Consider the following 26,624-nt stretch of genomic DNA (forward strand, 5'->3'; position numbering starts at 1 on the left):
AGTTTCACGTTAAAATTATTCATTAATTTAAAATGGGTATTCGGATTTTATGGTGGAAAAGGGCTTATAAATCACCCTTCTCCAAATTCTTAATAAGTGTGGAAAAATCGACACCAAAGTTGTCTGTAATGTCGTGATCATTCACTTCATACCAATTGAAAGTATCGTATAACATAGCTTTATTGAAAGCACTTGAATTAAATCGTGGCTTACGCTTTTTATGGAGCTTCTCATTGAAAAGGATTTTGGCTCGTAAGGCATCAAACGAGTAACCTCTACCCATTCGCTCTACCTGCCTAATAATGTTGTTAATTGACTCCGTATAAGCATTAGTGAGCCTTTTATCAAAGTAGTTGAATATTTCGACATGCCAGTTGTCTACGGCTCTCACGAGGTCTTTATATGCGTCTTTAGAGTTGCTGGACATACAACGGTGTCTCCATTGACTATAACGAAGATGACCTTCATCTGGATCAGGAGTATCCCATATCCAGTAAAACTCTTCTTTGAGTTCATAGGCTTCTTTTAAAGCAGGAAGATTACCTAACCAAGTATCTAAGAGGAATGATTCACGTTCATTTAAATCGTGTTTACGCTTTAGAAGGATAAACCTTTCACGCATAAGGGTACGTCTTTCTTTTTGGCTCATATGGGCTTTCAAAGACTTCCTGACGTTATCTAAGGCTTGATTAGCCATTCTAACTACATGAAACTTATCTACGACAACTTTAGCGTGTGGAAGGATAGGGTTCACTGCGTCTTTGTAGGGCTTCCACATATCCATTGTGACGTACTCAATGTAAGTCCTGTCACTGATTTCTGAAAGACGTTGGATGACTGTTTCCTTGTTACGGTTAGGCTTGATGTCATAAATAGTCCTGCGTTCAATATTAGTCAATACAAGCCGAGGTCTACGGATAATATGTATCTCGTCTATCCCAAGCCACTTAGGAGTTTCAAACTGGTATTCACGTTCTTTGAGTGCCACATAGTCCTTAAAAACGTTCCTAATGGTTTTCTCGTCAACACCAACGCTTTCTGCGACTTCTACAAAGGTCTTAGACATGGATTGCTCTTGAATGGACTTTAAAAGCCTTTTGGTCATACTACGCTTTTCATCTACAGATATTAGGCGTTCCCAGAAGGTAGATCCGCATTCACGACACTTGTATCGTCTACGGTTCAATTGTAAGCCCACTCGCTTTAAACGAATGGGTAAATCCATAATTAGTTGATTTCTTGAACTGTGTTTGTACAACTTGTCAAAACCACATTCAGGACAACGTTCAGGTGGTCCGACTGCTTCAACTTTAAACATCATATCGGTTTCATTTTCTTGTGGCGGCTCTATTGTTTTAATGTCTGGTAGGGATAATAAGTCTGACATATTATTCATCCTTTATTACTCTGCGGTGTTAAGGTATCAATTATAGATTTGATGTCGAAATCATCAGTGTTAAATTATTTTTGTGACCACAAATGCACTTAGAAAATCCCTTAAAGCATTAGCTGGTTCACTTGAATAGGGAGTTGTAAAAAAGTTCCCTTAGCCTGCACAGCAAGATAATTTCGAAACATCTTTATCAAAAGTTAGGACAGCCAGCCTCAATCCTTCTGCCATTGTTAGATATGGAGCCATCGTTTCTCTCAGATCTCCAACAGTTAAACCGAATTTCACAGCTAATGTTGCTGCATAAATTACGTCTCCTGCGTTTTCTGCCACTACATGCGCCCCTAACACTTTCAATGTTTTCGCGTCTGCCACTAATTTGAAAACACCTGTTGTTTCCCGATTAACGAGCGCTCTTGGAACAGCATCCAACGGCAATACCGATGTTTTCACTTCATATCCTTTTTCTTTTGCCTGTTGCTCCGTTAAACCAACCGTTGCAATCGATGGAGAAGTAAACGTAACGCCTGGAACCACTTCTAAATTGACCTTTTGATTTAGTCCTCCGATTGCATTACGAGCAGCAAGTCCACCTTCATAAGCAGCTACATAAACAAATTGGGGACCGAGAGTGACATCTCCAGCTGAATAAATTCGGGAATTGGTCGTTTTAAGATAATCATCAATGACAATTTCACCACGGGAACCAACTTCAACGCCTGCTGCATGTAAGTTTAATGATTCTGTATTTGGTTTTCTTCCAGTGGCAATTAGCAATTGTTCTGCTTCAATAATTCGCTTTTTACCATTTATCTCAACATGAACTTTTTTAATGTCTCCATCTTGCTCAACTCGTTCATAGGTTGCACCTGTTACTAAATTAATTCCTTGTTCTGTTAAGGCCTTAGTAATGGCTTCTGAAATTTCAGGATCGTATTCTTTTAATAGACGCTCGCTTCTTTGAATCAAAGTGACTTCTGACCCGAGGTTATGAAATAGTTGTCCTAATTCCATGCCGATATATCCTGAACCAATTACGGTAAGACGATTTGGAACCTTCTTTAATTCCAATAAGCTAGTGCTTGTTAAATAATCCACTTCATCTAATCCGGGAATATTAGGTGCAGTTGAAGAAGCACCTGTAGCTATTAAAAATCTTTTGGCTGTGATTTGATTGCCATTTACTTCAACTGTATTTTCGTTTACGAATTTTGCTTCACCTTTTATTAATTCAAAACCATAATCATCAATTAAATTCACATATTTTTCATTTCGCATCTCGGTTAGTAAATCATTCTTTTATTTTACTAATAGCGCTAAATCAACATTTGAAGCCGAAGTGTGTAATCCCACAAATGGATTATTTTTTGCTAGATGATTGATTTCCCCTGCTCTTAATAAGGTCTTAGAAGGAACGCATCCGACATTAACGCAAGTTCCACCCACCGTTCCACGCTCAATCATAGCCACTTTTGCGTTCAAAGTAACGGCTTCAATGGCAGATGAAAATGCAGCTCCACCAGAACCGATGATGATGTAATCATAATCATAGTTACCTTCATCATTTAAACTTACATCTGTCCTTTTTTCCGATTGCACTTGTATTTCTTCTGCTTCGCCCGGTTGATATTGTGCGTCAGTAATCGCTGTTTTCGCGATATCAATGTCTACATCATACGGTAGTTCAAACAGTGCTTCTCCGCGACGAAAGTCTACTTCAATCCCTTTTGCACCTGCATTTTCAAGAGCAACCGCAATATGTTCTTCACAACCAGTGCAGGTCATTCCTTCAACGTTTAGCCGATATTTTTTCAATAAATTCGTCTTTTGTTCCGATTGAAATTCTTCTGCTTCGCCCGGGTGATAGTTTGCGTCAGCAATCGCCTTTATTGCACTTTCAACCTCAATATCATCGGGCAGTTCAAATACTGCTTCACCACGACGATAACTAGACTCAATATTTTTAGCACCTATCTTTTCAAGTGCTGATTCTACGTGTTTTTCACAACCCGTACAAGTCATTCCTGAAATGTTTACCTTAAATTTATTCATAAAAAAGCTCCTTTCGTTAATTAATCTCTCATGTTAATGTTTCTATTATTGGACACGAATGTAATTGCTTTTCATCTGGACATCGTTGTTTTAAGTCGTCTAACATAGTTTCAATTCGTTTTAAATCCTCTATTTGTTTTTGCACTTCCTTTTGTTTTTTAGAAACAAATTCGAACATATCTTGACAACGAACTTCATCTTTATCTACAACACCAAGTAATTTATAAATCTCGCTTAAAGAAAAACCAAGTTCCTGTATTCGTTTAATAAACCCAACACGCTTAACGTCATCATATGAATATATCCGATAACCAGCTTCCGTTCGGTGAGGTTCTTGTAATAAATTTTTTCGCTCGTAATATCTGATCTTTTCTTTATTAACTCCACATTTATCTGCAAACTCACTAATGTGATAAATCATCTTATTTCACCCCATGAATATTATAAACCATGTACCATAGTACACGTTCAAGTAAATTGGACTATTTTATTTTTTCCCAAAGTATCACTCGTATGTGATTGATACTTTTATATAATACTATTGATTATCCTAACATCCCACCAGAAAATCCGATTTAAACACCAGTTGTTTTTAAACTATTAAGAAAGTAATTCCACTATATATTCCGAAGACCCTTTAAAATGAGGCTGGCTAGTTTTTACAAAGCTATTAGATGAACCACTCAATGGATTATCATTACCACTAAGGAGGCCCCAACAATGGCTACGCGCTTGTGCTAAAAATTGGTTAACGAGCGGCAATCCCACATTACGGACTATTTTTTGGCTAGTAAGATGGCCGCTCAATGCCTGTCAGGCTATGCGTGATAAAATTTCGTTTTCTTCCTCCAAAATAGCGAGACGCTTTTCTAATTGCTTGACATCCTTTAACGTCTTTGACCTACCCTGAATCATGACTGGGGTAGCTTGCTTGACCCAAATAGCAATAGAATCTTTTGAAGGTCCAGATTCCTCTGCCAATGATTTAAGCGAACGTCCTTCTTGGTGAAGTTTAACCAGTGAATCTTTAAAATCTTGTGAATAACGAATTGACATAAAAATACTCCTATACTTTCATTTTACGGACTGAATAAAAATAGTCCGTTTTTTTAGTATAAGAGCAAACAGACGGGTTTACTCATTACGACAATCAATATGATGAAATTGACAAAAATAGGAACTTGAACTACTCAAAATGAATAAAAAAACAAGAAGCACTCGAAAAATCTCATGATTTCCAAATGCTCCTTGTTTTTTGGAGAGCGTAACTAGGTAACTTATGTCACGACTGGTTCTGTTGCAAAGTTTTAGATAAAGAATAAAATCCCTTACGGTATCTATGATTTCAGCTGGAATTCCCAATATTACCTTGATTTCAGTACAGACCGAAAACCCGAAGAGAGTGCCTTCTTTTCGGGTTTTCTTATATAATCCTCGAATGGCTTCCATGCCTTTAATCGTGGTAGAGGCAGTGCGTAAACTTCGATAGAATTTATTGCGTCTCTTTACTGGACGGTGGTCTTGTTCAATCAAATTATTCAGGTATTTAATGGTATGATGTTCTGTCCCTTGATAAAAGCCGTATTCTTTTATTTTCTTAAAGGCACTTGTAATAGAGGGGGCTTTATCTGTAACTACAACCTTCGGTTCATCAAACTGCTTCACTAACCGCTTAAGAAAAGCATAGGCTGCTTGTGTGTCCCGTTTTTTACGTAACCAAATATCCAAGGTTAAACCATCTGCATCGATGGCTCGATACAAATAATGCCATTTTCCTTTAATTTTGATGTACGTTTCATCCATTTTCCATGAATAAAAGGATTTTTTATTTTTCTTTTTCCAAATTTGATAGAGTAGTTTTCCATATTCTTGCACCCAACGATAAATCGTCGTATGAGAAACGTTAATGCCACGATCATATAAGATTTCTTGAACTTCACGATAGCTAAGGTTATAACGAAGATAGTAGCCCACTGCTACAATAATCACATCCTGCTGAAATTGCTTTCCTTTAAAATGATTCATCGTCATTCCTCCTGCTATCTTTTTCTATTATTCTACCTTATTTGATAGTAGATTTAAAACTTTGCAACAGAACCATAATAACCATGCTATTTCTTTTTTGTTGTTATTTCCTATCAACAATCGTCATACATAGCTGGTTATTCGTGGGATTGAAATTTGCAAAAAACAAAAAAATCTTTAAGTTTGATTATCCTCTAATTTTGACTCTTTATAAGTACTAATAAGAAATAAGATAGCTCCACTAACTAAAAATACATCCGCAGTATTAAAAATTGGATAATTAATAAATGTAACTTCGAACATATCTGTTACTTCCCCAAAAATTAAACGGTCTATAACATTTCCCATTGCACCTCCGATAAAAAAGCCAAAGGCTATACGCGTTAGCTTATCAGTTACTTTACGAGAATAAATAAGACCAACGACTATAACAATAATGGCAATGCTAATTAAGAATATTTTTTGTCCTGAAAAAATTCCCCAAGCAGCACCTGCATTTCGATGAGATGTTAATTGGAAAAAACCATTGATAATGGGAATGGATTGCCCGTAGTCCATAAAATTTCTAACTAAATATTTAACAAACTGATCAATACTTAGTGTGAGAATAATGATCCAATACAAAGTCGTCACCTCAAAGTTTATTTTCTATAAAGATTTATACTCATTACTTTAAAAGGAAAGGGGATATAACAATAAAATTTTTGAACTATTACGGTTAATTAGGAATTTAAATTTACGAAGTCAGACCACAGGTTAGAAAATATATTATTTTCTGCCATGATATAAAATCCTAATCCTATAAACACAATTGGAATAACCCATCGGCCGTATTTCTCAAGTGTTTCAGAAACATATCTAAATCTTGCTAGACGATAGCCGATTAAACACCAAACCGCAACCATTATAAAGAAAGTAACAACTGTAATGACCAGTTGGTTGTTATTTAAAGTAGAAAAGAATGGAACATAAATTCCAATATTGTCTCCACCATTGGCAAATGTGATAAATGCTACACTTAAATAGAACTTATTAAATTTATTAAAACTAGAAAGAATAGCACCTTCATCTTCATCTTCACCCTTTATAAACAGTTTAACTCCTAAATAGATCGGGATTAGTCCTAATAAACCCACCCATTGATCAGGAATGAGTGTTACTCCAAATGTAGCTAAAAGACTGATTAAAACTAAAAGTGCAAAACCAAGATATTGACCAATGACTATATCTTTAGGATAAATACGATTTCCCTTCACCGTTCGTCCATTACTTGCTTTAGCTTGTGAACTTGCCTGAGAGAACAGCAACATCAAGACAAAAATGTCATCAATATTGGTTACTATAAAAGACCCTAAAGCAGAGAGAATGGTTAAAATTAAATTCATAAAAAAATCCTTTTTAAATTGCTCCATAAACGGAATAATAGATATTTAGTTATGTTAGTTTGTTACACATTCTATTATTCTACCTTATTTGATAGTAGATTTAAAACTTTGCAACAGAACCTCACGACTCCTTTAACTTATTTTAACCTTGACTTCAAATAGCTTAGTTCACTACTTAAGATATCATTTTGCTCTTTTAAATTTTCAAGATCCTGTTTCAATTGTTCGTCATCTTTTTCATTATGCGATCCTGAGTGCATACCCCTCATCATAAATATCATCATTATCGGACATAATAAAAGTAATAACCACTGCATTGTCATCGCTCCTTAACTAAGTTCTTTAGAGTAGCAACTTCTTCTTTTAATTGCTCAGTTTGGATTTTTAAACTTGCTATATCATTTTCGGAACCAGTGTGTTTTGAATGATCTTCTCCATGCATATGATGATGCCCAGCATGTCCGTGCCCTTTATGCATAAACATCATTGAGATAGGGCAAATTAGTAGTAATAGTAGTGGTAAGAGATTAAGTAATGCTTCCATGTGAATCTTCCTCCTTAGATTTTTTGAGATAGATGTAAGTTAATATAGAGCCAATTAATAGGACTATGGACAGGACTTGAGCCATTCACAAGTTTGCTGTTAGCATTAAACTGTCGGTCCGTAATCCTTCAATCCAGAATCTCCCGACGGAATATAGTGAAACATAAATTAAAATTATTTTCCCAAATCAATTTAATTTTTTCTTTGAGCTGATTATCAACACGTTCGTGTTGCCTAGGTTGATATCTTTTCCAATGGTAATAGGTGCTGCGCGGTAATTTCAGTGCCGAAAGAATAATTGATAAGCGGTGTCGCAATAACTGATCTTCTATGAAGACAAAGCAATTAATTCGTCCTAATGCTTTCCCAGTAACACCGCCGCAGCTTTTAAAATTTCAAGTTCCTCCTTTAATCGCTGATTTTCCTTTTGAAGTTGTTTGAATTCTTTGGACGTTACTTCAGTACCGTCTTCTAGCTCAACTAATTTAGCGCCTTTAACCCAGTTATGAATTGCGGCCGGAGAAACACCGTATTCCTCGGAAAGCGAGCGAATAAATCTTTTCTCTTCACGATGCATCTTCACAATGCTGGCTTTAAAATCATCTTGATATCGTTTCATTGGAATGCTCCTATCTTGTTTTATTAATTATGGCACAACTGTTCAGAAATTTATGTACCAAATACTAGGATAGGAGCACTATGAAAAGTTTGATAACTTAAACGAAGAACTTACAGACGTCATTGACCAAGTACTGATAATTTGTAGTCAATACGACATTGACCCCACATCCTAGCGAGCGGAAGCTAAATAAACGTTTCGAATTAAATCAAGGTGCTTAATGGAAAGTTGCTACGGTAGGCATCAGACTCATTTGACCCTCCCTACTCACTTTTTTGTTATAATAAAGTTATACAAACGAAGGGAGCGTGACATAAATGACAAAACTAATTACACTGAAAAACTTGCCGAAGGCACTGACTCCGAATGAAGATGTACTCACCTTGAGTATTAATTTAAATAAATTAAAATACCAACAAGATGAGCGTCTGCACTTAAAGAGTGCGCTTACAGAAATTAAAAAATATTCTATGGAACACCCTGAATTAAACTATAAAGAGCTTGAACGTCAGGTAGACAACTTGATTGATCAGAACCTACCATACCAAGGGATAACGTTATTCATTCAAGGTAATACTTTAGAGTTGTTCGTTTTACCACGGACAACTGTTGACGAAGTAAAGTTAACAATTAGCAAATCTCCCGACTTACTATCTATTTTACGTGAGCAACCAAACAAGATGTATTACTTGTTAGCGTTAGAGGGAACATCATTCAGACTATTCAAAATTGTTGATAAAACAGTTGCACCCGTGAAATTAGATGCAGACGCCCCAACCGACCTAGTGGAAACATTAGGATCAGAAAGACGTGGTGGTGAACTTAACTTTATTGGTCAAGGTGGTTCAACAACTTTCCATGGCCACAATGAAACAAGCAAGGAAAAACAGATTGATTTAGAGCGTTACTACCGCGAAATCAATAAGTATCTGGTTGAAACTATTGACTTAACTGTTCCAATCGTCTTAATGGGATTACCTAAAAATCTGGCATTATTCAAACGAATTTCAGAAAAGCTGTCTCTATCTGAAATTCAAATTAGCAAATCCCCAACGGACTTAACAAATGCCCGAATTGAAAAGACCACTAGCAACGAAATCAGTGAACAAGAGGTTGAAACAATCACTGACGATGTTGCTGCCATTAATAACAAGCGGGTATTAACTGACACAGCTGAAATTGACCAAGCAATTGATACAAACCAACTAAACAAGCTGATTGTTAACGTTGGTAACCTATCCAATAGCGTCGATGACCACCTATACAATGACATCAACCGAATTATCTCTCGTGCCTTAAAGATTAACAGTCAGGTGGTTGTTCTTAAACAAGAAGAACCACAATCACCAGCCTTATTGGAAGCAACAACTTATTAATCGAAAAGCTCACAGAGCACGCCTAAACGGGGCTGTTCTGCGAGCTTTTTGATGATTTGCGAAAACCACCAAAAAATAATAAACTAAGGGTCTATTATTTTTTGGAGAGTCGATAATGAAAAAGCTGATATTTTCAATCTGGGCAATTGCCCTGTTAATCATCGCAGTTACCCTAACTGTACTCGCAAGTAAAACAAATTCCGACACTCAGTCTAACCAACAATTAGCACACCAAACTCAAACCAAGCTAATCAATATCGCAGATAAAGCATTAACAAAACGCGAGGCAAAGCAAACTCGAATCGTCTATGTTGGCGAAGTAGTCAGACATCACCAGAAGTTCTATTTACTTGCTGGGATCAAACGCCAGACTGGTAAACGTGTCTCAACAAAACCTGGATGTAAGCTGATTCCTGAGACAACTTTTAAGAGAGCGTATAATGAATAAATCGTCTCTCAAAAGGAAGGAATTTTTACATGCCAACTCGTTACGACAAAGAATTCAAACAAAACATCATCAACCTATATAAACAAGTCGAATCAGCCGACCAACTGGCCAGAGAATATGGTATTGGCTTTTCAACCGTTCATAAGTGGATCCAGGGCCAAGACAAAACTCAATCCGGTAAATCGCCAGACGAAATTAAAGCGATGGAAAAGCGGCTGGCTTCCCTGTCTGAGGAGAACGAAATTCTAAAAAAAGCCCTGGGCTTCCTTGCGCAGAAGTAACCAATATTTTTGATTACATTCACCAAGAAAGCCATCACCACCAGGTAACTAAGATGTGCCGAATCCTCGGTGTTTCCAGAGCTCAGTATTATCGTTATCGATATCCAAAGCCTTCAAAACGCCGGGCCGAAGATGCGGACTTGAAACAACGGATTCTGCGGATCTTTGCGGAATTCAAGCAGCGATACGGCGTTATGAAGATCCACCATGAATTGAATCTGGAACTTCAACCACTGCAGCGTCGGTGCAGCCCAAGACGGATTTCCCGGCTCATGAAGGAACTGGATATCCACTCCGTTACCGTCAATAAATGGAAAGCGGCTTCCAAAACCAAGGTTGAACAGCGTCTTAACTTGCTTAAGCAGGATTTCTCGACCACTGGTTTAAATCAAAAATGGACCGCTGATATGACCTATATTCAAACGAAGCGTAATGGCTGGTGTTACTTATCAACCATCATGGATCTGCACTCAAGACGAATTATCGGCTATTCATTCTCAAAAAAGATGGATACTGATTTAGTCTTAAAGACCCTGGAAAGCGCGGTTAAAAATCGAACCATTACTGGGGACCTGATTATCCACACAGACTTAGGATCACAGTACACCAGCGATGATTACAACCAACGGTTAACAGAACTACATATCCGCCACTCTTACAGCCGTAAGGGGTGTCCATACGATAATGCACCAATGGAATCTTTTCATGCTTCCCTCAAAAAGGAATGTGTTTATCCAGTGCCGGTCTTTGAGAATTATGAAACTGCCGCTGCCGTCCCTTTTGAATAGGTGCATGCTTTCTACAATAGGAAGAGAATTCATAGTTCACTGGGCTACCAGACCCCCTTACAAGTTGAAATCGCAACGCTTACGAGCCAAATGGCCGCCTGATTTAATGCTTTCCATGGTTCAAATAAGTTATTAATCACGATTAATGATTTATTTGAGCTGTGGAAGTTAAACGCGGTTCTGAATGTCTCTTAAAACCTGTCTCAAATATTGACTTCAATCCAAAAATTTGCATTTTCCCATTGCAACCACGTTTTATACACAGACTGCCCCCAAAGCAGGCAACCCAATCCGATACAGACAGATAGAATCATGACAGAAAGTCTTGAAAAATTAAAGCTTCTTTGCAAACCCCAAATTATTAATGTAGGGACACCGCTTGTTGCCACCAAGATACTAAGACTAGTGATTCCCTGAACCAATAATCCGTATTTTAATTTTGGAAATTTCTTGGATGTTTTTTTCAAATACCAGTTAATATTTTGAAAAATCATGTACTTTTCTTGTTTTGCTTGCATCCTCAACCCTCCTTGATTTTAGCTGACTAATAGGATCCGTTCCCAATCAAGGCGCTGCTTACTCTGTAATGACATTAAAGTCAAAACAATCCCACCTGAACCGTTTAACAAACCAATATCGTTAAAATAACCAGGTGTATCATATCTCTTTCCTCGGAAAACCATATCGTATTCCATAAATACTAGTTTTTTTCAAAATCAGCTACAGATAGTAACCTCGCCAAAATTCTTTGTTTAATTAATCCAATCTCTCTTAATCCGGTATCTCGCTCCATTGCATTTAAAATTAAGAGAAGTCCGGAGATTCCGTGACAAATTGTGGGTGATTTTAGTTGAAGGTCATCAAAATCTAACGATTTTAAACTTAAAAAATAATTCACAGCCGTTTCCATTAGCAGCTGATTATTTTGAAGTTTGGCACCTTCAAAAACTGCACGAGCAATTCCAGGATTTCCATATACGTTGCAAAATATAAGATAATGCCTAGCTTAAAGATCTTCCGAAAATAAAAGCAGCCATTAATTAGAGAGTACCCCGGTTTTAAGAACGAACCATCAATTTTCTCACAAGTTAAGTCCCAACCCGCAAGTACTAGTGGAAACAATATAAAGTGTAGCCATACAGGGCCATAAGGCAGTGCGGGAGACGAGTTGAACAAATAGTGCCCGACATATATTAGATAGCCAATCCAAACCAAAAATTCAGCAATGGCAGCTTTAATCCAAAACTTGCCTGTCATTGCCGCTCCTATATGGGTTAAGCAATAAACATGCCAATTATAGTAAACTCTAAAAAAGCGTCTTTTAAGCTCAATCATTTTGTATTATATCGCCCTTCTACAAACTTTTTCTTTCTTTATCAGCCACCATCATCAATGTTTGGGCTTATCTAACTGTCATATTCTCTAACTGTCGCTTACCTTTTCTTAACTCCACAATAGTTTGTCATGGCATCTTTCAATCCATAGATTCTGCGGCGTTCTCAATTCGATAAGCACTCACCTTATCTTTATCATCAATTAGCTTAGCGATAATATCAGTATCAATTAACAATTTGATTTACCTGATTTTTATTTCATGATAGATTAGTTGGGATCTTAGGTGGTCGTGTTGATAGTAGTGGGAAAAATAAGCAGGGATTATATTTGTAACATCTACCTTTATTAGCTTTTTCGTTTGATCCCGTATTTTTTGCGATATCGAATAAAGGTAGTTCGTTTAATGCCCGTATTTCTGGCCACATCAATGTCACTCATACCGGTTTGATAAAGATTAAATGCATGTTGCAAATGAGGATCATCTTCAACGTATTGAGGCTTGCGACCATGATATTTACCTTGCTGTTTGGCCAGGGAAATCCCTTGTTGCTGACGCTCAATAATTCGCTTACGTTCACTTTCAGCCTGGTACTTATACAGTTCAATAATGAGGTTGGTCATGAGTTGATGTAAATTGGGGTCAGCAATCCCCGTCATGGACGGCAAATTTAACACATCTAGGGTGGCCCCCTTATTTTGAATGGTGTTCATAATCTTAGTTAAGTCCTGATTATTTCTACCTAAGCGATCTAATTCAGTGACCAAGACCACATCACCTTCCCGAATATAGGCCAACATATTCTGAAGCTCCGGCCGTTTGGTGTTGGCTCCACTTAATTTATCCGTAAATAATTTATCGACGTCTTTTAAAGCCGCTAACTGTCGATCTAAATGTTGCTCCTTGGAACTCACGCGCGCATAACCGATTTTAGCCACTTTTAGCTCTCCTTTTGGACAGTTCTAATGAACATTTGTAATTCCTAGTATATCACAGAAATAAAAAAGGCCATTAGGGTATACCCTAGTGGCCTTTAAGCTTAGTACGAATTATTAATTGAATTTATCGTTTCCCTGTATTTACCATCAAATGTTTTTTCATCTGAAAACAAGGTTTCTCGTGAATATCCTAGTTGTCTTAATTTTTTTTGGATTAATCTTTAACTTATCACGGAAACACGAGTTACATCACGGTATTTATAGTCCTGTTGTCTTCGTTAATAGCTTGGCTATTTATGGCTCGAAGATTAAAGAAAGCTGATTATGCATAGACATTATTCTATCCCCATTTCCCTGTATAATAGATTAAGCAAGAAGCTTTAATGGCAATGTTTGTCTTTTCCCTTGCGAGGTGAGGTTCATGGGAACATGGAATAATCTTCAGGAAGGCTTCACAGTCAATGAGCGTCTTTCAGACACTCTCGTTGATGTTGCTGTTTGGCACGTTTTTAATCGCGCTACTCCGCTATATCGACAAGCACCACAAATGAAAAAGCCGCCCCACATAACTTTGACCGGTTATGGGGCGAACTAGTGTTGTTTTAATATCTGCCACCGTCTTTAACGGATCTACACGGGAAGTCCTGTTCACGTGGGACTTCCTTTTTCTTTTTTATTATAGCATGACTATGAAAAATTGGGTAGCAAGGCATTTGCAGCTTATTATTTATCTTTGTATTTTTCAAAAATAGGTTCAACTAATTCTTTTTCAGCGTTTTTCGTACTTCGCCGTATTTGTATATAGTTTCCCAATATGTTTATGTCTGGCAACGGCCCCACTTAATCTAATATTTATTATTATGATAGACCAATTTGCCTATTAACTTAGTCTCGGTGTTTTTTTTCTAAAGTTGCTAATAATGCATCAATCCGTTGTTTAACTCGGGTTCGTTGGGTTGTATCAGTTAACAGTACTAACGTATCACCTTCATGAATCAAGGTGTCACCATGTGGAATCACTTCTTGTTCACCACGCCGGATTCCAATGAGCAGTGCTTCTTTAGGCCATGGCATGTCTCGGACCATTTTGCCGTTTAAGGGACTGCCAAAGAAAACTGGTATTTCCAAATGATCAGGTCGATGAAGTTGCTGAACAGTTTTAGGAATTGTCATCTGCTTAAGCAATGCTTCATAGATTGGTGCACCGCCTAATAAATCAACAACAAGGTAAGCAGTTAACGATATGACCGCTAATGGCATTAAATGTGTTAAATTGCCAACCATTTCTGTTACCAGCAAGATAGCTGTGAAGGGAGCTTTTCCAATTCCAGCAAAGTAACCGGCCATGGAAAAAATGATTAGGTTCATGATATAGACATGCGATAATAATCCTAATTGATTCATTAAGACGCCATAAACCGCACCAATCACAGCACCTAAAGAAAGAATCGGCAAAAAAATACCGCCAGGTAATCCGGAACCATATGAAATCATTGAAAAGACGAATCGTATAATAAAAATTGCAATTAGTACAAACAAAGGTGGAACATACTGGCCAAATCCAACAATTAATCCATTACCACCACCGAGTAAATTCGGCGAAAAGTAACCAACTAAGATTACCAGCAGAAATGGTACGATACCTTGTATTGGGCGTGGCAAATGTGTCAGTTGATGATACCACCGAGGCATAACTAACAAGACCCGTTGATATAAGTAACCAAACAATCCCAAAACAATGCCGAGTAAAATTAAGTGCCAATAATTTGATACTGCTAAACTACGTGAATAATTTAAATGTAACACGGGAACAAGTCCGAAAACATTCAGTGAGATAAAATTTGAACCAATTGCTCCGGCTAATGCTGTTAACCAAACCAGCGGTGAAAAATTATGGTAAATCTCTTCTAAGACAAATAGAGTTCCAGCAATGGGAGCATTAAACGCCGCTGCTAATCCAGCAGCGGCGCCTGATGCAATTAGCAGTCGGCGATCAGTTCCTGATAACTTAAACCCAGCAGCGAAACCTTGACCAACTGACGCACCTAATTGAATCGACGGTCCTTCTCGTCCGAGAAATAATCCAGGTCCCAATGCCAGAATACCACCGATAAATTTTCGCCAAAGAATTGACCACCAGTGCATTTCCAATTCGCCAGCCAATTGACCTTCAACTTGCGGAATTCCGGAACCAGAGATATAAGGTTCTCTCTTGAGAAGTCGAGCCACAATTAATGCTAAACCAAGGTTGATGCCAATCAACAATGCCCATTCCCACCAAACAAACGGCGCGATTCGTAAGTACCTATATACCAATCGACTATAGTGCAGCCCTATCTCAATACAATAACGAAATAAGCTAACAACGGTGCCACTCATTAAACCCACAAGCAGGCCGAATAAAACAAATCTCAAACGAGTAACGTCAAATTTTTCTTTTACAAGCTGTATCAAATAACTAATCCTCCTTTATAACCAATATTATATAATTTAGTGCTTAATTAAACTAGGCAATATCTCGATGAAATCTAGTAGTTATTTTTCACAGAGAAGGGGTGTCATACCGCTAAGATGTTTTAGTAGTTTACATGACGAGCCGCATGTTTGAGTAGTAATGGTGGATTGCTCCTATGTCAATAAATGGCACATCTTTTTCTAAACACTCGTTCTAATTCTGTCGGAATTAAACCAACTGATGTAATTTGAGGTTCGGATTACCAAGTCCTCAAAATTGGAAAAAGTTGTTTGAAAGGCAAACTCTCTCTTCAACAATGAGTGAAAAGCTTCAATTGGCCCATTATCATAAGGATAACCTTGTTTTGAGTATGAGTGGCTAATCTGATGCCGTTCAAGTAAAGTTTCAACTTCGTTGCTGGTGTACTGTGAACCCATGTCAGAGTGAAAATATTGTGGCTTTTGATGACATTCAAGCGCCTGATTAATCGTTTCTACAACTAGCGTCGCCTCCATCTGACGACCAATCTTGAAAGCAAGGACTTGATGAACCTTTGGTTCGTAAATAGAACTGAGATAAACCCAGGTTCCTGGACGTAATTCCAAATAAGTAATGTCAGCACGCCATATCCTTGCATTGGGCTGGTGCTTGATTAAATTGGGGCGTTGTGAATGATCCACATGAGTGCCAGGTTTTTTAAATCGCCGATTCATTAAAGAGTGAATCTCCATTTCCCTCATTAATTGTAAAATTCGTTTTGACCCAACACAGATGCCTGACTTGCGAAGCACCATCGTTATTCGTGGATAACCATAGGCACGATAATTATTTTCCCAAATCAATTTAATTTTTTTCTTTGAGCTGATTATCAACACGTTCGTGTTGACTAGGTTGATATCTTTTCCAATGGTAATAGGTGCTGCGCGGTAATTTCAGTGCCGAAAGAATAATTGATAAGCGGTGTCGCAATAACTGATCTTCTATGAAGACAAGGCAATTAATTCGTCCTAATGCTTTCCCAGTAACACCGCCGCAGCTTTTAAAATTTCAAGTTCCTCTTTTAATCGCTGATTTTCCTTTTGAAGTTGTTTGAATTCTTTGGACGTTACTTCAGTACCGTCTTCTAGCTCAACTGATTTAGCGCCTTTAACCCAGTTATGAATTGCGGCTGGAGAAACACCGTATTCCTCGGAAAGCGAGCGAATAGATCTTTTCTCTTCACGATGCATCTTCACAATGCTGGCTTTAAAATCATCTTGATATCGCTTCATTGGAATGCTCCTATCTTGTTTTATTAATTATGGCACAACTGTTCAGAAATTTATGTACCAAATACTAGGATAGGAGCACTATGCCCACGAGGACCAACGACTGTATCTAGTTCAAAATCGCCGATGCGATTACGTTGATTAATCATCATGGGACGCTGTTCAATTGATCGCCCCAAAGATTGATTATATTTGGATCGTTGGTCAACGTTACGCCGTTGGCGTACGCCATGTTCAGGTAAATCATTCAAGGAGAAACCAATTCTCCCCTGATTTAGCCAATTATAAATAGATTTAGTAGCTAGTTTAAATTCGTGAGCAATCACTCCTGGTGACCAGCTTAGACGTAAATGGTGAGAATTTTTTTGCTTTAACTCATCGCTCAGCTTAGTTTTCCGACCACATCGTGATCGCTTGTATTCGGCATCTGTTTGTGCTAATTCAGACTGATAAGGTTGACATCGAGATAATTCATAAGAAATTTTTGACGGTGATCGGTTCAGCCGAACGCCCATTTGGATATTGGACAGCCCTAGTTCACAAAAGGTTTCGATTTTAATTCGTTCGGAATAGGTTATACTAGACAAAAGACCATCTCCTAAAAGATGGGTTTGTGGTAAACACCATTTTAAAGGAAGCTGATCTTTTTTGTCCGAACAGCGTTCGGATTAATTTTACAATCTACCATAACTGCTATACTAAAAGTGAAAAGAAGAGGAGTGATCATTTTGAAATTGTATCAAAGCCTTACCCAAGTCCAAATCAACGAACAATTCGCTGGTCAAGCAACCAACTACAAGCTTTCCACGACCCTTGATAAGCCGCTGAACTACGATCCAACGATTCCCTATTAGTATTTGGATACCGTCCTGAAACCGGGCAGTCGCCACGACGAAAACAACTTGCGCTACGTGACTGATCCGGGCTATATCGGCGAAAACTTTAATTACCAAGGCGTCCCGTTTACTTCGCATTACTTCGCGCATGACCGAATTCGACGAGAAGATGGCCTTCGCACGCAAACTGGTGGCCGACCTTAATCGTCATTTATCTGTCAACGTCAAACCGGAAGATGAAACTATCGAACTGGTCTTTGTTGACTAAAGCAACCGTGTTACCCTCCTTTCCTAGTCGCGATGCTTCTCTCCTGATCATTTGCGGCTAAGTACCCAGTCAAGCATGCTTAGTTGCAACAAAAATGACCGTCTACTTTTTGGTAGGCGGTCATTTTTGTAGATGTAAAGCACGAATCCGCAGCTATACCGCTTTCTTCGCGACTTCCTTTGGTAACGTCAACGCCAACAGCAAGCCAATCAGGCCCACGCCAGCAAACACAGCGAAGGTAACAGCAAAACCGCCAGCATGACTTCGCAGCGTGGTCTGCATGCCATCCAACAACACTGTGGCGAACATGACACCGGCAGAACCAAATAACTGACGAGCCGTCGTTGTAACCGCAGTGCCGTCTGCCACGAGCTCATTCGGCAAAGCATTCGCGCCAGCCGTCACTGAAGGCATCATCACAAAGGCATTGCCGGCTTCAGTCGCCATCGCCAACATAATTGCCCAAATCAGCGGTAAATGATGGGCAAAGACTGCTAACAGACCAAAGCCGCCAGTAATCAACAACATGCCAATCATGGCCACGACACGCGGTCCAAAGCGATCCAGTAGGCGCCCGCTAATTGGATTCAAAATACTCAGCAACACCGCAGCTGGCACTAAGGACAAGCCAGAAATCAACGGTGACAAACCAAGTAGCGTTTGAAAGTAAAGCGGCATCAGGATAGTGGTGACAATCAAACCGACGTATGAAATTCCGGTCAGAAACATCGCTTTAGTAAACATACCAGTGGCAAAAACTCGCATTTGCAACATTGGTGGTTGGCGATTCAATTGCCGAACAACGAAAATACCAGCTGCCAGGACGCCTAAAATCAACAAACCAACCACGCCAACAGTTAAGCCTTTTTTCGACAAAGCACCCAAGGCATAAAGTAGAATTGGAAAACTTGCGGATAAAAGGAAGGACACCCAGTCCAGTTGCGTCGGTTGCAATGGCATGACAGACGCAATGGTCACCGTTGAAACGGCCAGCACAAGCAGCGAAACGACCAAGAAGAACAAGAATAAAGTCTGCCAAGGGAACCATGTCAGCAAAACACCGGAAATAATCGGACCGACTGCCAAGGCTGAGCCCATGACCAATCCCGCCGTGCCCATCACCCGACCACGCTCCCTATGCGGCGTAATCGTCAGCAACACGGTCTGGAAACTCGGGAAAATAATCCCGACCGCAATCGCTTCAAGCAACCGGCCAATCATGAGCACGGTAAAACTCGGTGCCCAGATACATAAGCCTGTCCCAATGGCAAAAATGAGTTCAATCGCTTGGAAAAGCCGTTGGAAAGTAACATTATGCAACAGCCATGGGCTAACCGGAATCATCAAGGTCATCACAAACATAAAGCCGGTTGTCAGCCAAGCAACTGTATCCGCTCCTAAACCAAAAGCTTTCATAAAAGCAGGATAAGCGGTGCTTAAAGAAGACTGAGAAATTGACATCGAAAAGGTGCCTGTCAGTAACGTGGCGACAAAAGCCCCGCGATGTTTGATCGTTGGAGAGTGCATATTAAAACCATCTTTTTCTATATTAGTATTGTGGGACGTTTACATTTTCATTCCCATTTTTTCATAAGACTGCATACCGCCCATCCAAATCTCAGATGGTTTGACGCCACGTTCTTTAGCCAAGGCCATCATTAACGTATCCATATCCATCAATTTATATTCTTGCTTTGGCTTGGCTGGATCGAATGTTTCAATCTGTGCCATCATTCCGCCATCTTCGTGCTCAATGATATGGCAGTGATACATATAAACCCCTGGCAAATCAAAGCGAACCAGCAGCCGAACCGTTTCACCAGGATTCACGCCAACGGTATCTTTGAAACCATGTTCATTTGGATACGGCGCATGCCCATTCCGCGACAAGACTAAGAATTGGGTTCCATGCACATGGAATGGATGAACCATTCCAGGCGCATCATTGCTATTGGTAACATCCCAGTACTGGGATTTGCCAATTGGTTGCGTGGCATCAATCCGCTGCATGGCAAACTTTTTTCCATCAATCGCAACACCTTCGTCCATCCCCTGCATCACAACGTGGCGAACTGGCAAAGCCGGGTCAACCACTGGTGCCTTCACATCGAACAACTTATCAGGCAAGGTAGTCTGATCCGGTTTGAACGCATGAATGCGGAACTTTAGCAATGGCACATCATCCGTATATAAGGTGACCTCGTCGCCTTCATGGTATTGGCCAAAATCAACAATCACTTCGGCACGCTCAGCACAAGTCAGCATCAAATGGGTAAATTTGACCGGCTCCGGTAACAGTGAGCCATCCCCGCCAATTTGCGTAAATGGTAGGTCATCGGAAAAATGCAACCGCCATTCACGGCGATTAGAACCATCCAGAAAACGCAACCGGACCTTTTGCGTGGTGACATCAAAATAGGGATTGATTGTACCGTTAATCATTGCAGTTGGCCCAGCAACACCGTCAGGATCATAATCAGCCCGGTAGTCCCACTGGTTGTTCTCATGAAAACGCCGGTCTTGCAAAATGACCGGAATATCGTCAACGCCATAGTTCCTTGGCAATGGCAGGCTGACTTCATGGTCGTCTTTGACAATCACCATAGCAGCCAAACCATGCCAAACCTGCTCGGCTGTGGATGGGCACGGATGCGCGTGCAGCCACAAAGTCGTCGCCGGTTGTTCCAATGTGAAGTCGATATGCTTACTTTCACCCGGATAAACCGGCGCATGGCATCCGCCATCAACATAAGGGCCACTGACATTAGCCCCATGCCAATGAAAAGTGGTCAACTCAGGCAGGGTGTTTTTCAGTGTCACATGCGTATGTTGACCACGGCGATACACAATCGTCTGACCTAACAGACTGGTATTATAGCCCCACGTCTTGGTCTTCGCCCCAGGTAACAGTTGCGTTTCCCCAGCCTCTGCTGTCACCGTGTAATAAACGTCGGTCGCCGTCTCTTTATCCGGTTTCAACAACGGCGGCACATTTAAGGGCTTCTCAGGCGCATCACTGACCTCAAGCGGCACGTAGCCGCCATCGTGGAGATCAAACGCTGGCTCATCAAAGAAATAGTTCATATAGGTTTTCATCGTGATTTCCCCCTCTGACAAGAATTTTAACACTTTTTAGAGTTGCCATAAACATAATTTAGAATTAATCTAAAGTAGTATCGAAAAATGGTATAGGTCTTATCCATACACTTGAGGAGGATTTTCATGCAACAAATGTTATCAAAAAGTTGACTTTTTCCTACCGATTATGTGCAATTAAATCATGTAACTATTTAAAATCAGGGATAAGATCATAAGCATGAGTTTTGACTTCCATGACCGCGTTTATTTGTTGTTTAATCCTCTCGTTATCTTCCTTATCGGTATAACTAACCCAGTTGATATGCTCTAGCCAATCAAAGTAAGCGTGCTTTCCTTTTCCATAACTATTTCCAAATAATAAGCAAGGTGTTCCTGTTAGAACGGAAAATACCATTGCATGCCAGCGATCTGTAATAATTATTTTTTGGTGCGAGAATAGTTCTAGTTCTGAATCAAATAATGCCTCCCGAGTAATAGGTGTTATCTTTTGTGGTTCGTCTAGAACGGTATCAACTCATTTTATAGGGCGTTCATTTCCTAAAATATCTTTTATATTGTCAATCGTATTGTCAATCGTACTTTTTTTAACAACTTTTTCTGAATCATGCCGTAAAACGAATAAAGCCCCATTTCGATTGAAATTCCAGTTAACAGGTTTCATATATAAAACCATGTCAGGTGTAAAAATGACTGGGTTATCAAACGTTGATTGCATACGATGAAAACTTTGAGCATCACGTGCCACTAACACGAGATTAGGATTTTTCCGGTAAGCCTCTTGACTCTTTTGTTTTTCAATCTCACCATCTTCATTGTTTTCAAAATGTATTGATTGAGGTGATCAAAAATATTTTCTTCATCATTAGATTTAGGATCATCCTTTTTATTTTGCTATGATCAAAATTCCCCTTTTATTTCAATGTTTGATTCGAGTTGTGATCCAAGAAACAATAATTACTAGAATAACTGCTCCTATGATAGAAGGCACTAATGCCATGCCAGCAAGACTAGGCCCCCAGTTACCTAACAAACTTTCGCCTAACCATGAGCCAATTAATCCAGCAAGTATATTGCTAATCCAACCCATAGCAGCACCTCGACTAGTAAGCACTCCGACTACTGCTCCAATTATTGCACCGACTATTAAGGTCCAAATAATTCCCATTTTCTATTCTCCTTTTTGCTTTTAAAATATTCTAGTTATATCACTTACTAGATAATATAGTTTAATAATGCTTACAAAAATTAATACAGGATATTTTCAAAGTTTTTAATGCTCTTATACTAAAAAAATGAAATTAGAAGTGACAGTGAAAGTAGATGACCTGTGTGAAACTCTGGTGTTGAACCAACGTGAATTTGCTAGTTTAATCCACAATTGTACGCGTTGAAAATGGCTCTATAAACGCATCAACAAGCATACTTTCCGAGATAGTCCAAGCTACTCATTAACGCTTAACCGTTCAATCTATTCCTGCGTTTTAAGGCTCATTATATCGTTAATAAAAACAGTCCCATTATCTAGCAATTTGATAATGGGGCTGTTTTAATATATCTGTAAGGGGTTATTTAAAAATGAACCCTATTAGAAGGTTATCCTCTAGTCATGAACGATTGTTTGCATTTAGAATCTCACGTCAGTGATCATATAATCGATCAACCGTCACACCAAAATAATCTGTGGGATGCTCATAGCTCTTACTCTTTAACCTTTCAATCGCAGTCGGTTTAAATTCATTTTTTTCCACCCCGGTTCCTTCTTTTTTTTAGATAGACATTCACGTGGTGAACAGTGACATTAAGTAAGGTGCTCTTATGCTAGATTTACAGGGCAGAAGAAAATCTGTCTCAAATATTAACTTCAATCTATTAAGCTTTTGACAGAATATGAAGGCGATTTCAAATACGAATTCGTTAAAAAAACCGGTATGAAACTTGAATTCAAAGTAACCCCTGATAACGATTTGGATGCCGCTGCTAAATTTGCCAAGAACTTAATTAAAGGTGAAACTTGGGGTACCGTACTTTTCTTTCAAGCAATTGCTGAGTAATGTTCATATAAATAAAGCCCGGGGAGTGCAATAATCCCGGTCTTTTTGTTTACTTAATTTTCGAAGATCACCTTATTTTTCTACAAACAAACTTCTGAAAAATTCTCCCCGTTGCTGATTAGCTTTAGCTGCCACGGCATCACGTTGATTCAATTGAAAAACGTGTTCGCGCGGATCACTTTCCGTACCGAAACTGGCAAATCGATGTGCCAGGTGATGGTCCAATAGAAATTGATCAAAGCGCACGCCCTCATCATGTAAAAAGTCATGATTGGCGGTCAGTACAAAAACTGGTGGAAAATCAGGCGTCACATAGTTTTCTGTATGCAGTTCCTGATCATATTTATGCATCATTTCTGGTATAAAATAGGTGCTCATCAAACTGTCCGGTGTTATGGCACCAGGACGTTTTACAAAATAAAAGCCACTATTCAGTGCTCCACCTCGGACAACAAGTTGCCCACTAGAGACTAATCCCAGCGCCTTACGATATTTAGGATTCGCATATGCTGTCAAATACTGATAGGCGAGCGTGCCACCCGCACTATCGCCAATGATGAAAACATTATTTGTATCTAAATGATAGTCTTGCCCGTGATCAGCAACCCATTTTGCGACGAGTGCCGTATCTTTCAGTGCGCCTGGAAAAATGGATTGAGGTGCCAGCCGATAATTGAAATTAACAACGCCAAATCCATGTCTCGCCCAACCAAGGCAGTAATGCTGATAAAGCTCTTTGGACCCGTATACGTTCCCCCCACCATGAATATCGATAATGGTAGGCACACTTTGTGTCACATCTTTAGGTGTATAAACATCTAACAAATTTTCTTCACCAGCTGGACCATAACTGATGTTGTCATATCGTTTGACATCCGGAAACTCCGTTGGTAGTCCTGCATCTCATTTCTCATCTGAAGCGCGCCCCTGATCTGTTGTGCGTTTAATATCGTCTAGTACTGCTTGTGTCACTTTCATTATGAATTTCCCCTTTACGTTCAAAATTGAAACTCATGGGCCTAATTAAGGTGTCAATCGTCTCTGGTTATGTCATACACCTTTAATATAAGCCTTACCACAGAAATATCAAATCTTATTAAAACAGACACATAATTCACTCTTTCGAATGATTCATGTGCCTGAATTATTTTATTTATACCCAATCGCAATCGTATCTCAAATGTTGCCTAAGTAACTGAATAAAAATAGTCCAATTTATTGACTTCTGAGCAAAAAGGAAGAGATGATTTTTTAAATTATTTCATCTCTTCCTTTCCTGTGAAACTATTGTATTTTTACACGATAAGGTTATTCAATTATTTCATGTGCCAAATAACTGTTTATTTTGGCTCTAATTTCAATGTCACAGCATTGATGGCAACAATTACAGTCGAAAGTGACATCAAGACGGCACCGACTGCTGGACTTAATGTTATGCCAATTGGTGCTAGTATTCCTGCAGCTATTGGGATCGCGATAAAGTTATACCCTGCTCCCCAAACAAGATTTTCTTTCATCTTACGTGTGGTCTTCTGAGCCAATTCGATAAAGGATTCAATGTCGCCAGGGTCTGACTGTGTCAAGATGACATCGGCTGAATCCAATGCTACTTGAGTTCCGGCACCAACAGCTATACCAACGTCTGCTAATGCAAGAGAAGGTGCATCGTTGACCCCGTCACCGACCATGATAACTTTTTTTTCTTCTGCTTTAAGTTTTTCAACTAATTCATATTTGTCTTGAGGAGATTGATTAGCTAGATAATCAATACCTAAAATTTCTGCAGCCCCTTGAGCCGCTTTTTCATTGTCACCCGTTGCCATAATCGGCTGAATCTTGTTCTTTTTAAGGGCTTGTATTAAGGCTTTACTTGTCGGTTTTAATTCGTCCCCTAAAGCTACAGCACCGATTGCTTCGTCGTTTTCTACTAAGACACTGAGGGTTGCTCCTTTTGGAATATCCATATCCAGATTACGTCCATATGCTTTTTGACTGATTAATTGATAACGATGTCCGTTAGCTTGACCTTCTACACCAGCGCCAGAAATAACATCAATCGAATCAAAACTTACTGGACGTATCTCTTGCTGTTCTGCGTAACTAATAATTGACTGAGCGATAGGGTGACTAGATCCACCTTCGATACCTGACAATAAGGCAACGATTTCATCTTTCGTATATTTATCATTAAGGAGTTCAACATCTAATACTTTAAACTCACCAGTTGTTAAAGTTCCAGTTTTATCTAAAACCATAACATCTGCGTTTGTAGTCAACTCCAAAGCGTACCGGTCCTTCACTAATAATCCCCGACTGGCCCCTAAGCTGGTACTACGAGCAGTCACCAATGGAATAGCCAGACCCAGGGCATGCGGACAAGCAATAACTAATGTGGTGACTGTAAAAATAACTGCCGTTGGTACATCAGCTATAACCATCCATATGACAAAGGTAATAAGAGCTACAATAACCGCAATATAAAAGAGCCATCCTGCAACTTTTTGTGCAAGATTTTCTGTTCGAGAAGGTTGGCTTTGAGCTTGACTGATTAATGTCTGAACCTGAGAAATGAAGGACTTATCGCCCGTCTGCTTTATTTCCACATAGAGGACTCCGCCACCATTGGTTGATCCACCGATGACCTCATCTCCAGGATTTTTTTCAATTGGTTTCGATTCCCCAGTCACAAGCGCTTCGTTTACACGTGATTCGCCACGCTGGATCGTTCCATCTGCTGGAACATTTTCTCCGGCTTGAACACGAATCAAATCACCTACTTGCAAGTCAGCAACTGGACGAGTCTCAATCGAATCGTCTTCTAAAACAACATGAGCATCTTTCGGCACCAACTCAGCCAATGATTTTTGCGCGTCCCCTGCTTCACCCAATGCCTTCATTTCAATCCAGTGTCCTAATAACATGATTAAAATTAACGTTGTAAACTCAAAGAAGAAGTCCATGACATGTTCTCCGGTCACATATCGAGCGGCCACTGCGTAAACACTATAGGCATAAGAAACCGTTATTCCCAAAGTAATCAAGGACATCATGCCTGGAGCTTTTGAATTAAACTCATCTTTCGCACCCATTAAGAATGGTTTTCCGCCAAAAATGTATAGAATTGTTGCCAATACAGCTGCTACAACGTCTGCATAAGGAAAGATAATTTGGAAAGGCAACTGAATATCCATCAAAGGAGTAATGAGTAAGATTGAAATTCCTAATGGGAGTGACTTCAAGAAAATCTCCTTAAAGCTACCGTGATGGTGGTGGGCATGCCCTCCCATTGCGCCATGATCCATTTCACTGTGATCCATCGCACTATGATTCATCTTGCTGTGATCCATCTGACTATGTTCCATTTCATTATGGTCGTGTTTTGAGTGATCCATGTCGCCGTGATTATGATGACTATGTGACGAATGTTTTTTGTTATTCCTCATTTTTAATTCCTCCTTATTATATTAG

The 26,624-nt window shown here is 39.3% G+C and carries 23 protein-coding genes and 8 pseudogenes; 7 read left to right on the forward strand and 24 right to left on the reverse strand.

Features of this window, described 5'->3' with window-relative positions:
- Nucleotides 1-64: 64 nt before the first annotated feature.
- The 11 genes and pseudogenes from FOL01_RS05640 to FOL01_RS11040 form a co-directional block, all read right to left on the reverse strand.
- On the reverse strand, nt 65-1,387 hold the full coding sequence (locus FOL01_RS05640) for an ISL3 family transposase (protein WP_075269744.1): 1,323 nt from the start codon (nt 1,385-1,387) through the stop codon (nt 65-67).
- A gap of 159 nt (nt 1,388-1,546) precedes the next feature.
- Nucleotides 1,547-3,442: pseudogene (gene merA, locus FOL01_RS05645) on the reverse strand (mercury(II) reductase).
- Nucleotides 3,443-3,470: 28 nt separating this feature from the next.
- Nucleotides 3,471-3,863, reverse strand: coding sequence for a mercury resistance transcriptional regulator MerR (gene merR, locus FOL01_RS05650; RefSeq protein WP_075269745.1), 393 nt, complete (start codon nt 3,861-3,863; stop codon nt 3,471-3,473).
- Nucleotides 3,864-4,255: 392 nt separating this feature from the next.
- On the reverse strand, nt 4,256-4,498 hold the full coding sequence (locus FOL01_RS05655) for a transposase (protein ID WP_075269746.1): 243 nt from the start codon (nt 4,496-4,498) through the stop codon (nt 4,256-4,258).
- Between the two features lie 291 nt (nt 4,499-4,789).
- Nucleotides 4,790-5,467, reverse strand: a pseudogene (locus FOL01_RS05660) (IS6 family transposase); the annotation flags it as partial.
- A gap of 177 nt (nt 5,468-5,644) precedes the next feature.
- Nucleotides 5,645-6,100, reverse strand: a complete 456-nt coding sequence (gene lspA / locus FOL01_RS05665; RefSeq protein ID WP_225968976.1) for a signal peptidase II — start codon at nt 6,098-6,100, stop codon at nt 5,645-5,647.
- Nucleotides 6,101-6,189: 89 nt separating this feature from the next.
- Nucleotides 6,190-6,879, reverse strand: coding sequence for a CadD family cadmium resistance transporter (locus tag FOL01_RS05670; protein ID WP_237342613.1), 690 nt, complete (start codon nt 6,877-6,879; stop codon nt 6,190-6,192).
- Between the two features lie 110 nt (nt 6,880-6,989).
- Entirely contained in the window at nt 6,990-7,175 is a 186-nt protein-coding gene (locus FOL01_RS05675; RefSeq protein WP_075269748.1) for a DUF2933 domain-containing protein, read from the reverse strand.
- A complete protein-coding gene (locus tag FOL01_RS05680; protein WP_002307648.1) occupies nt 7,172-7,396 on the reverse strand; it encodes a DUF2933 domain-containing protein in 225 nt (74 codons plus the stop codon). Before FOL01_RS05680 ends, FOL01_RS05675 begins: the two co-directional genes overlap by 4 nt.
- A pseudogene (locus tag FOL01_RS11525) lies at nt 7,380-7,583 on the reverse strand (prolipoprotein diacylglyceryl transferase family protein); the annotation flags it as partial. The gene FOL01_RS05680 and the pseudogene FOL01_RS11525, both read right to left, overlap by 17 nt.
- A pseudogene (locus FOL01_RS11040) lies at nt 7,567-8,015 on the reverse strand (transposase); the annotation flags it as partial. The pseudogenes FOL01_RS11040 and FOL01_RS11525, both read right to left, overlap by 17 nt.
- Nucleotides 8,016-8,332: 317 nt before the next feature.
- On the opposite strand from FOL01_RS11040, the gene FOL01_RS05695 reads away from it, so the two are divergent.
- The 4 genes from FOL01_RS05695 to FOL01_RS05710 all read left to right on the forward strand — a co-directional run bounded on the left by FOL01_RS05695 (nt 8,333) and on the right by FOL01_RS05710 (nt 10,908).
- Nucleotides 8,333-9,391 (forward strand): baeRF6 domain-containing protein, encoded by a 1,059-nt coding sequence (locus FOL01_RS05695; RefSeq protein ID WP_075269750.1) that lies wholly within the window; start codon nt 8,333-8,335, stop codon nt 9,389-9,391.
- Between the two features lie 115 nt (nt 9,392-9,506).
- A complete protein-coding gene (locus tag FOL01_RS05700; protein WP_075269751.1) occupies nt 9,507-9,839 on the forward strand; it encodes a hypothetical protein in 333 nt (110 codons plus the stop codon).
- A 29-nt stretch (nt 9,840-9,868) separates the two neighbouring features.
- A complete protein-coding gene (locus FOL01_RS05705) occupies nt 9,869-10,120 on the forward strand; it encodes a transposase (protein WP_075269752.1) in 252 nt (83 codons plus the stop codon).
- Between the two features lie 17 nt (nt 10,121-10,137).
- Complete coding sequence (locus FOL01_RS05710; RefSeq protein ID WP_257787101.1) at nt 10,138-10,908, forward strand: IS3 family transposase; 771 nt, start codon at nt 10,138-10,140, stop codon at nt 10,906-10,908.
- Between the two features lie 203 nt (nt 10,909-11,111).
- Here FOL01_RS05710 and FOL01_RS05715 read toward each other — a convergent pair whose 3' ends face one another.
- From FOL01_RS05715 to FOL01_RS05730, 4 genes are all read right to left on the reverse strand, one after another.
- On the reverse strand, nt 11,112-11,426 hold the full coding sequence (locus tag FOL01_RS05715) for a hypothetical protein (RefSeq protein WP_075269754.1): 315 nt from the start codon (nt 11,424-11,426) through the stop codon (nt 11,112-11,114).
- Nucleotides 11,427-11,444: 18 nt separating this feature from the next.
- Entirely contained in the window at nt 11,445-11,603 is a 159-nt protein-coding gene (locus tag FOL01_RS11045; RefSeq protein ID WP_156834993.1) for a hypothetical protein, read from the reverse strand.
- A gap of 5 nt (nt 11,604-11,608) precedes the next feature.
- Nucleotides 11,609-11,899 (reverse strand): lanthionine synthetase LanC family protein, encoded by a 291-nt coding sequence (locus tag FOL01_RS11530; RefSeq protein ID WP_083603446.1) that lies wholly within the window; start codon nt 11,897-11,899, stop codon nt 11,609-11,611.
- Nucleotides 11,900-12,588: 689 nt separating this feature from the next.
- The gene (locus FOL01_RS05730) at nt 12,589-13,179 is read right to left on the reverse strand and encodes a recombinase family protein (RefSeq protein ID WP_075269757.1); all 591 of its coding nucleotides are present in this window, start codon (nt 13,177-13,179) and stop codon (nt 12,589-12,591) included.
- A 488-nt stretch (nt 13,180-13,667) separates the two neighbouring features.
- Here FOL01_RS05730 and FOL01_RS11055 point away from each other — a divergent pair, with 488 nt between their 5' ends.
- Nucleotides 13,668-13,730 (forward strand): putative holin-like toxin, encoded by a 63-nt coding sequence (locus tag FOL01_RS11055; protein WP_237342659.1) that lies wholly within the window; start codon nt 13,668-13,670, stop codon nt 13,728-13,730.
- Nucleotides 13,731-14,064: 334 nt separating this feature from the next.
- On the opposite strand, the gene FOL01_RS05740 is transcribed toward FOL01_RS11055, so the two are convergent.
- The 3 genes and pseudogenes from FOL01_RS05740 to FOL01_RS05755 all read right to left on the reverse strand — a co-directional run.
- Nucleotides 14,065-15,633 carry a H(+)/Cl(-) exchange transporter ClcA gene (locus FOL01_RS05740; protein WP_075269758.1) on the reverse strand — a complete coding sequence of 523 codons (1,569 nt, stop codon included), beginning with the start codon at nt 15,631-15,633 and terminating at the stop codon, nt 14,065-14,067.
- A 201-nt stretch (nt 15,634-15,834) separates the two neighbouring features.
- A pseudogene (locus FOL01_RS05745) lies at nt 15,835-16,905 on the reverse strand (IS3-like element IS1163 family transposase).
- A 62-nt stretch (nt 16,906-16,967) separates the two neighbouring features.
- A pseudogene (locus FOL01_RS05755) lies at nt 16,968-17,489 on the reverse strand (IS30 family transposase); the annotation flags it as partial.
- 141 nt (nt 17,490-17,630) lie between these two features.
- Here FOL01_RS05755 and FOL01_RS11060 point away from each other — a divergent pair.
- Nucleotides 17,631-18,006, forward strand: a pseudogene (locus FOL01_RS11060) (hypothetical protein).
- A gap of 153 nt (nt 18,007-18,159) precedes the next feature.
- Here FOL01_RS11060 and FOL01_RS05770 read toward each other — a convergent pair.
- From FOL01_RS05770 to FOL01_RS05785, 4 genes and pseudogenes are all read right to left on the reverse strand, one after another.
- The gene (locus tag FOL01_RS05770; protein ID WP_075269761.1) at nt 18,160-19,533 is read right to left on the reverse strand and encodes an MFS transporter; all 1,374 of its coding nucleotides are present in this window, start codon (nt 19,531-19,533) and stop codon (nt 18,160-18,162) included.
- 39 nt (nt 19,534-19,572) lie between these two features.
- On the reverse strand, nt 19,573-21,102 hold the full coding sequence (locus FOL01_RS05775; protein ID WP_075269762.1) for a multicopper oxidase family protein: 1,530 nt from the start codon (nt 21,100-21,102) through the stop codon (nt 19,573-19,575).
- Between the two features lie 190 nt (nt 21,103-21,292).
- Nucleotides 21,293-21,943, reverse strand: a pseudogene (locus FOL01_RS05780) (polysaccharide pyruvyl transferase family protein); the annotation flags it as partial.
- 78 nt (nt 21,944-22,021) lie between these two features.
- The gene (locus tag FOL01_RS05785) at nt 22,022-22,270 is read right to left on the reverse strand and encodes a GlsB/YeaQ/YmgE family stress response membrane protein (RefSeq protein ID WP_075269763.1); all 249 of its coding nucleotides are present in this window, start codon (nt 22,268-22,270) and stop codon (nt 22,022-22,024) included.
- A gap of 712 nt (nt 22,271-22,982) precedes the next feature.
- Between FOL01_RS05785 and FOL01_RS05790 the strand changes: the two genes are divergently transcribed.
- Nucleotides 22,983-23,156 (forward strand): hypothetical protein, encoded by a 174-nt coding sequence (locus tag FOL01_RS05790; RefSeq protein WP_002827238.1) that lies wholly within the window; start codon nt 22,983-22,985, stop codon nt 23,154-23,156.
- Nucleotides 23,157-23,228: 72 nt separating this feature from the next.
- Here the strand turns inward: FOL01_RS05790 and FOL01_RS05795 are convergent, their stop codons facing one another.
- Together FOL01_RS05795 and tcrB are read right to left on the reverse strand one after the other, a co-directional pair.
- Nucleotides 23,229-23,981 (reverse strand): alpha/beta hydrolase, encoded by a 753-nt coding sequence (locus FOL01_RS05795; RefSeq protein ID WP_169823041.1) that lies wholly within the window; start codon nt 23,979-23,981, stop codon nt 23,229-23,231.
- Nucleotides 23,982-24,496: 515 nt separating this feature from the next.
- Nucleotides 24,497-26,599: a copper-translocating P-type ATPase TcrB gene (tcrB, locus tag FOL01_RS05800; protein ID WP_075269764.1), complete on the reverse strand. Its 2,103-nt coding sequence runs from the start codon at nt 26,597-26,599 to the stop codon at nt 24,497-24,499.
- Nucleotides 26,600-26,624 lie beyond the last annotated feature (25 nt).

Source organism: Weissella thailandensis (genome assembly GCF_001932615.1).
Taxonomy (GTDB): Bacteria; Bacillota; Bacilli; order Lactobacillales; family Lactobacillaceae; genus Weissella; species Weissella thailandensis.

What these genes read in the sequence shown, in the direction of transcription:
- FOL01_RS05655 (WP_075269746.1), bottom strand. Translation starts at nt 4,498, where the DNA reads ATGTCAATTCGTTATTCACAAGATTTTAAAGATTCACTGGTTAAACTT.
- FOL01_RS05680 (WP_002307648.1), bottom strand. Translation starts at nt 7,396, where the DNA reads ATGGAAGCATTACTTAATCTCTTACCACTACTATTACTACTAATTTGC.
- FOL01_RS05770 (WP_075269761.1), bottom strand. Translation starts at nt 19,533, where the DNA reads ATGCACTCTCCAACGATCAAACATCGCGGGGCTTTTGTCGCCACGTTA.
- merR (WP_075269745.1), bottom strand. Translation starts at nt 3,863, where the DNA reads ATGATTTATCACATTAGTGAGTTTGCAGATAAATGTGGAGTTAATAAA.
- tcrB (WP_075269764.1), bottom strand. Translation starts at nt 26,599, where the DNA reads ATGAGGAATAACAAAAAACATTCGTCACATAGTCATCATAATCACGGC.
- FOL01_RS05675 (WP_075269748.1), bottom strand. Translation starts at nt 7,175, where the DNA reads ATGACAATGCAGTGGTTATTACTTTTATTATGTCCGATAATGATGATA.
- FOL01_RS05695 (WP_075269750.1), top strand. Translation starts at nt 8,333, where the DNA reads ATGACAAAACTAATTACACTGAAAAACTTGCCGAAGGCACTGACTCCG.
- FOL01_RS05640 (WP_075269744.1), bottom strand. Translation starts at nt 1,387, where the DNA reads ATGTCAGACTTATTATCCCTACCAGACATTAAAACAATAGAGCCGCCA.
- FOL01_RS05700 (WP_075269751.1), top strand. Translation starts at nt 9,507, where the DNA reads ATGAAAAAGCTGATATTTTCAATCTGGGCAATTGCCCTGTTAATCATC.
- FOL01_RS05785 (WP_075269763.1), bottom strand. Translation starts at nt 22,270, where the DNA reads ATGGGAATTATTTGGACCTTAATAGTCGGTGCAATAATTGGAGCAGTA.
- FOL01_RS05715 (WP_075269754.1), bottom strand. Translation starts at nt 11,426, where the DNA reads ATGCAAGCAAAACAAGAAAAGTACATGATTTTTCAAAATATTAACTGG.
- FOL01_RS05670 (WP_237342613.1), bottom strand. Translation starts at nt 6,879, where the DNA reads ATGGAGCAATTTAAAAAGGATTTTTTTATGAATTTAATTTTAACCATT.
- FOL01_RS11045 (WP_156834993.1), bottom strand. Translation starts at nt 11,603, where the DNA reads ATGGAATACGATATGGTTTTCCGAGGAAAGAGATATGATACACCTGGT.
- FOL01_RS05775 (WP_075269762.1), bottom strand. Translation starts at nt 21,102, where the DNA reads ATGAAAACCTATATGAACTATTTCTTTGATGAGCCAGCGTTTGATCTC.
- FOL01_RS05705 (WP_075269752.1), top strand. Translation starts at nt 9,869, where the DNA reads ATGCCAACTCGTTACGACAAAGAATTCAAACAAAACATCATCAACCTA.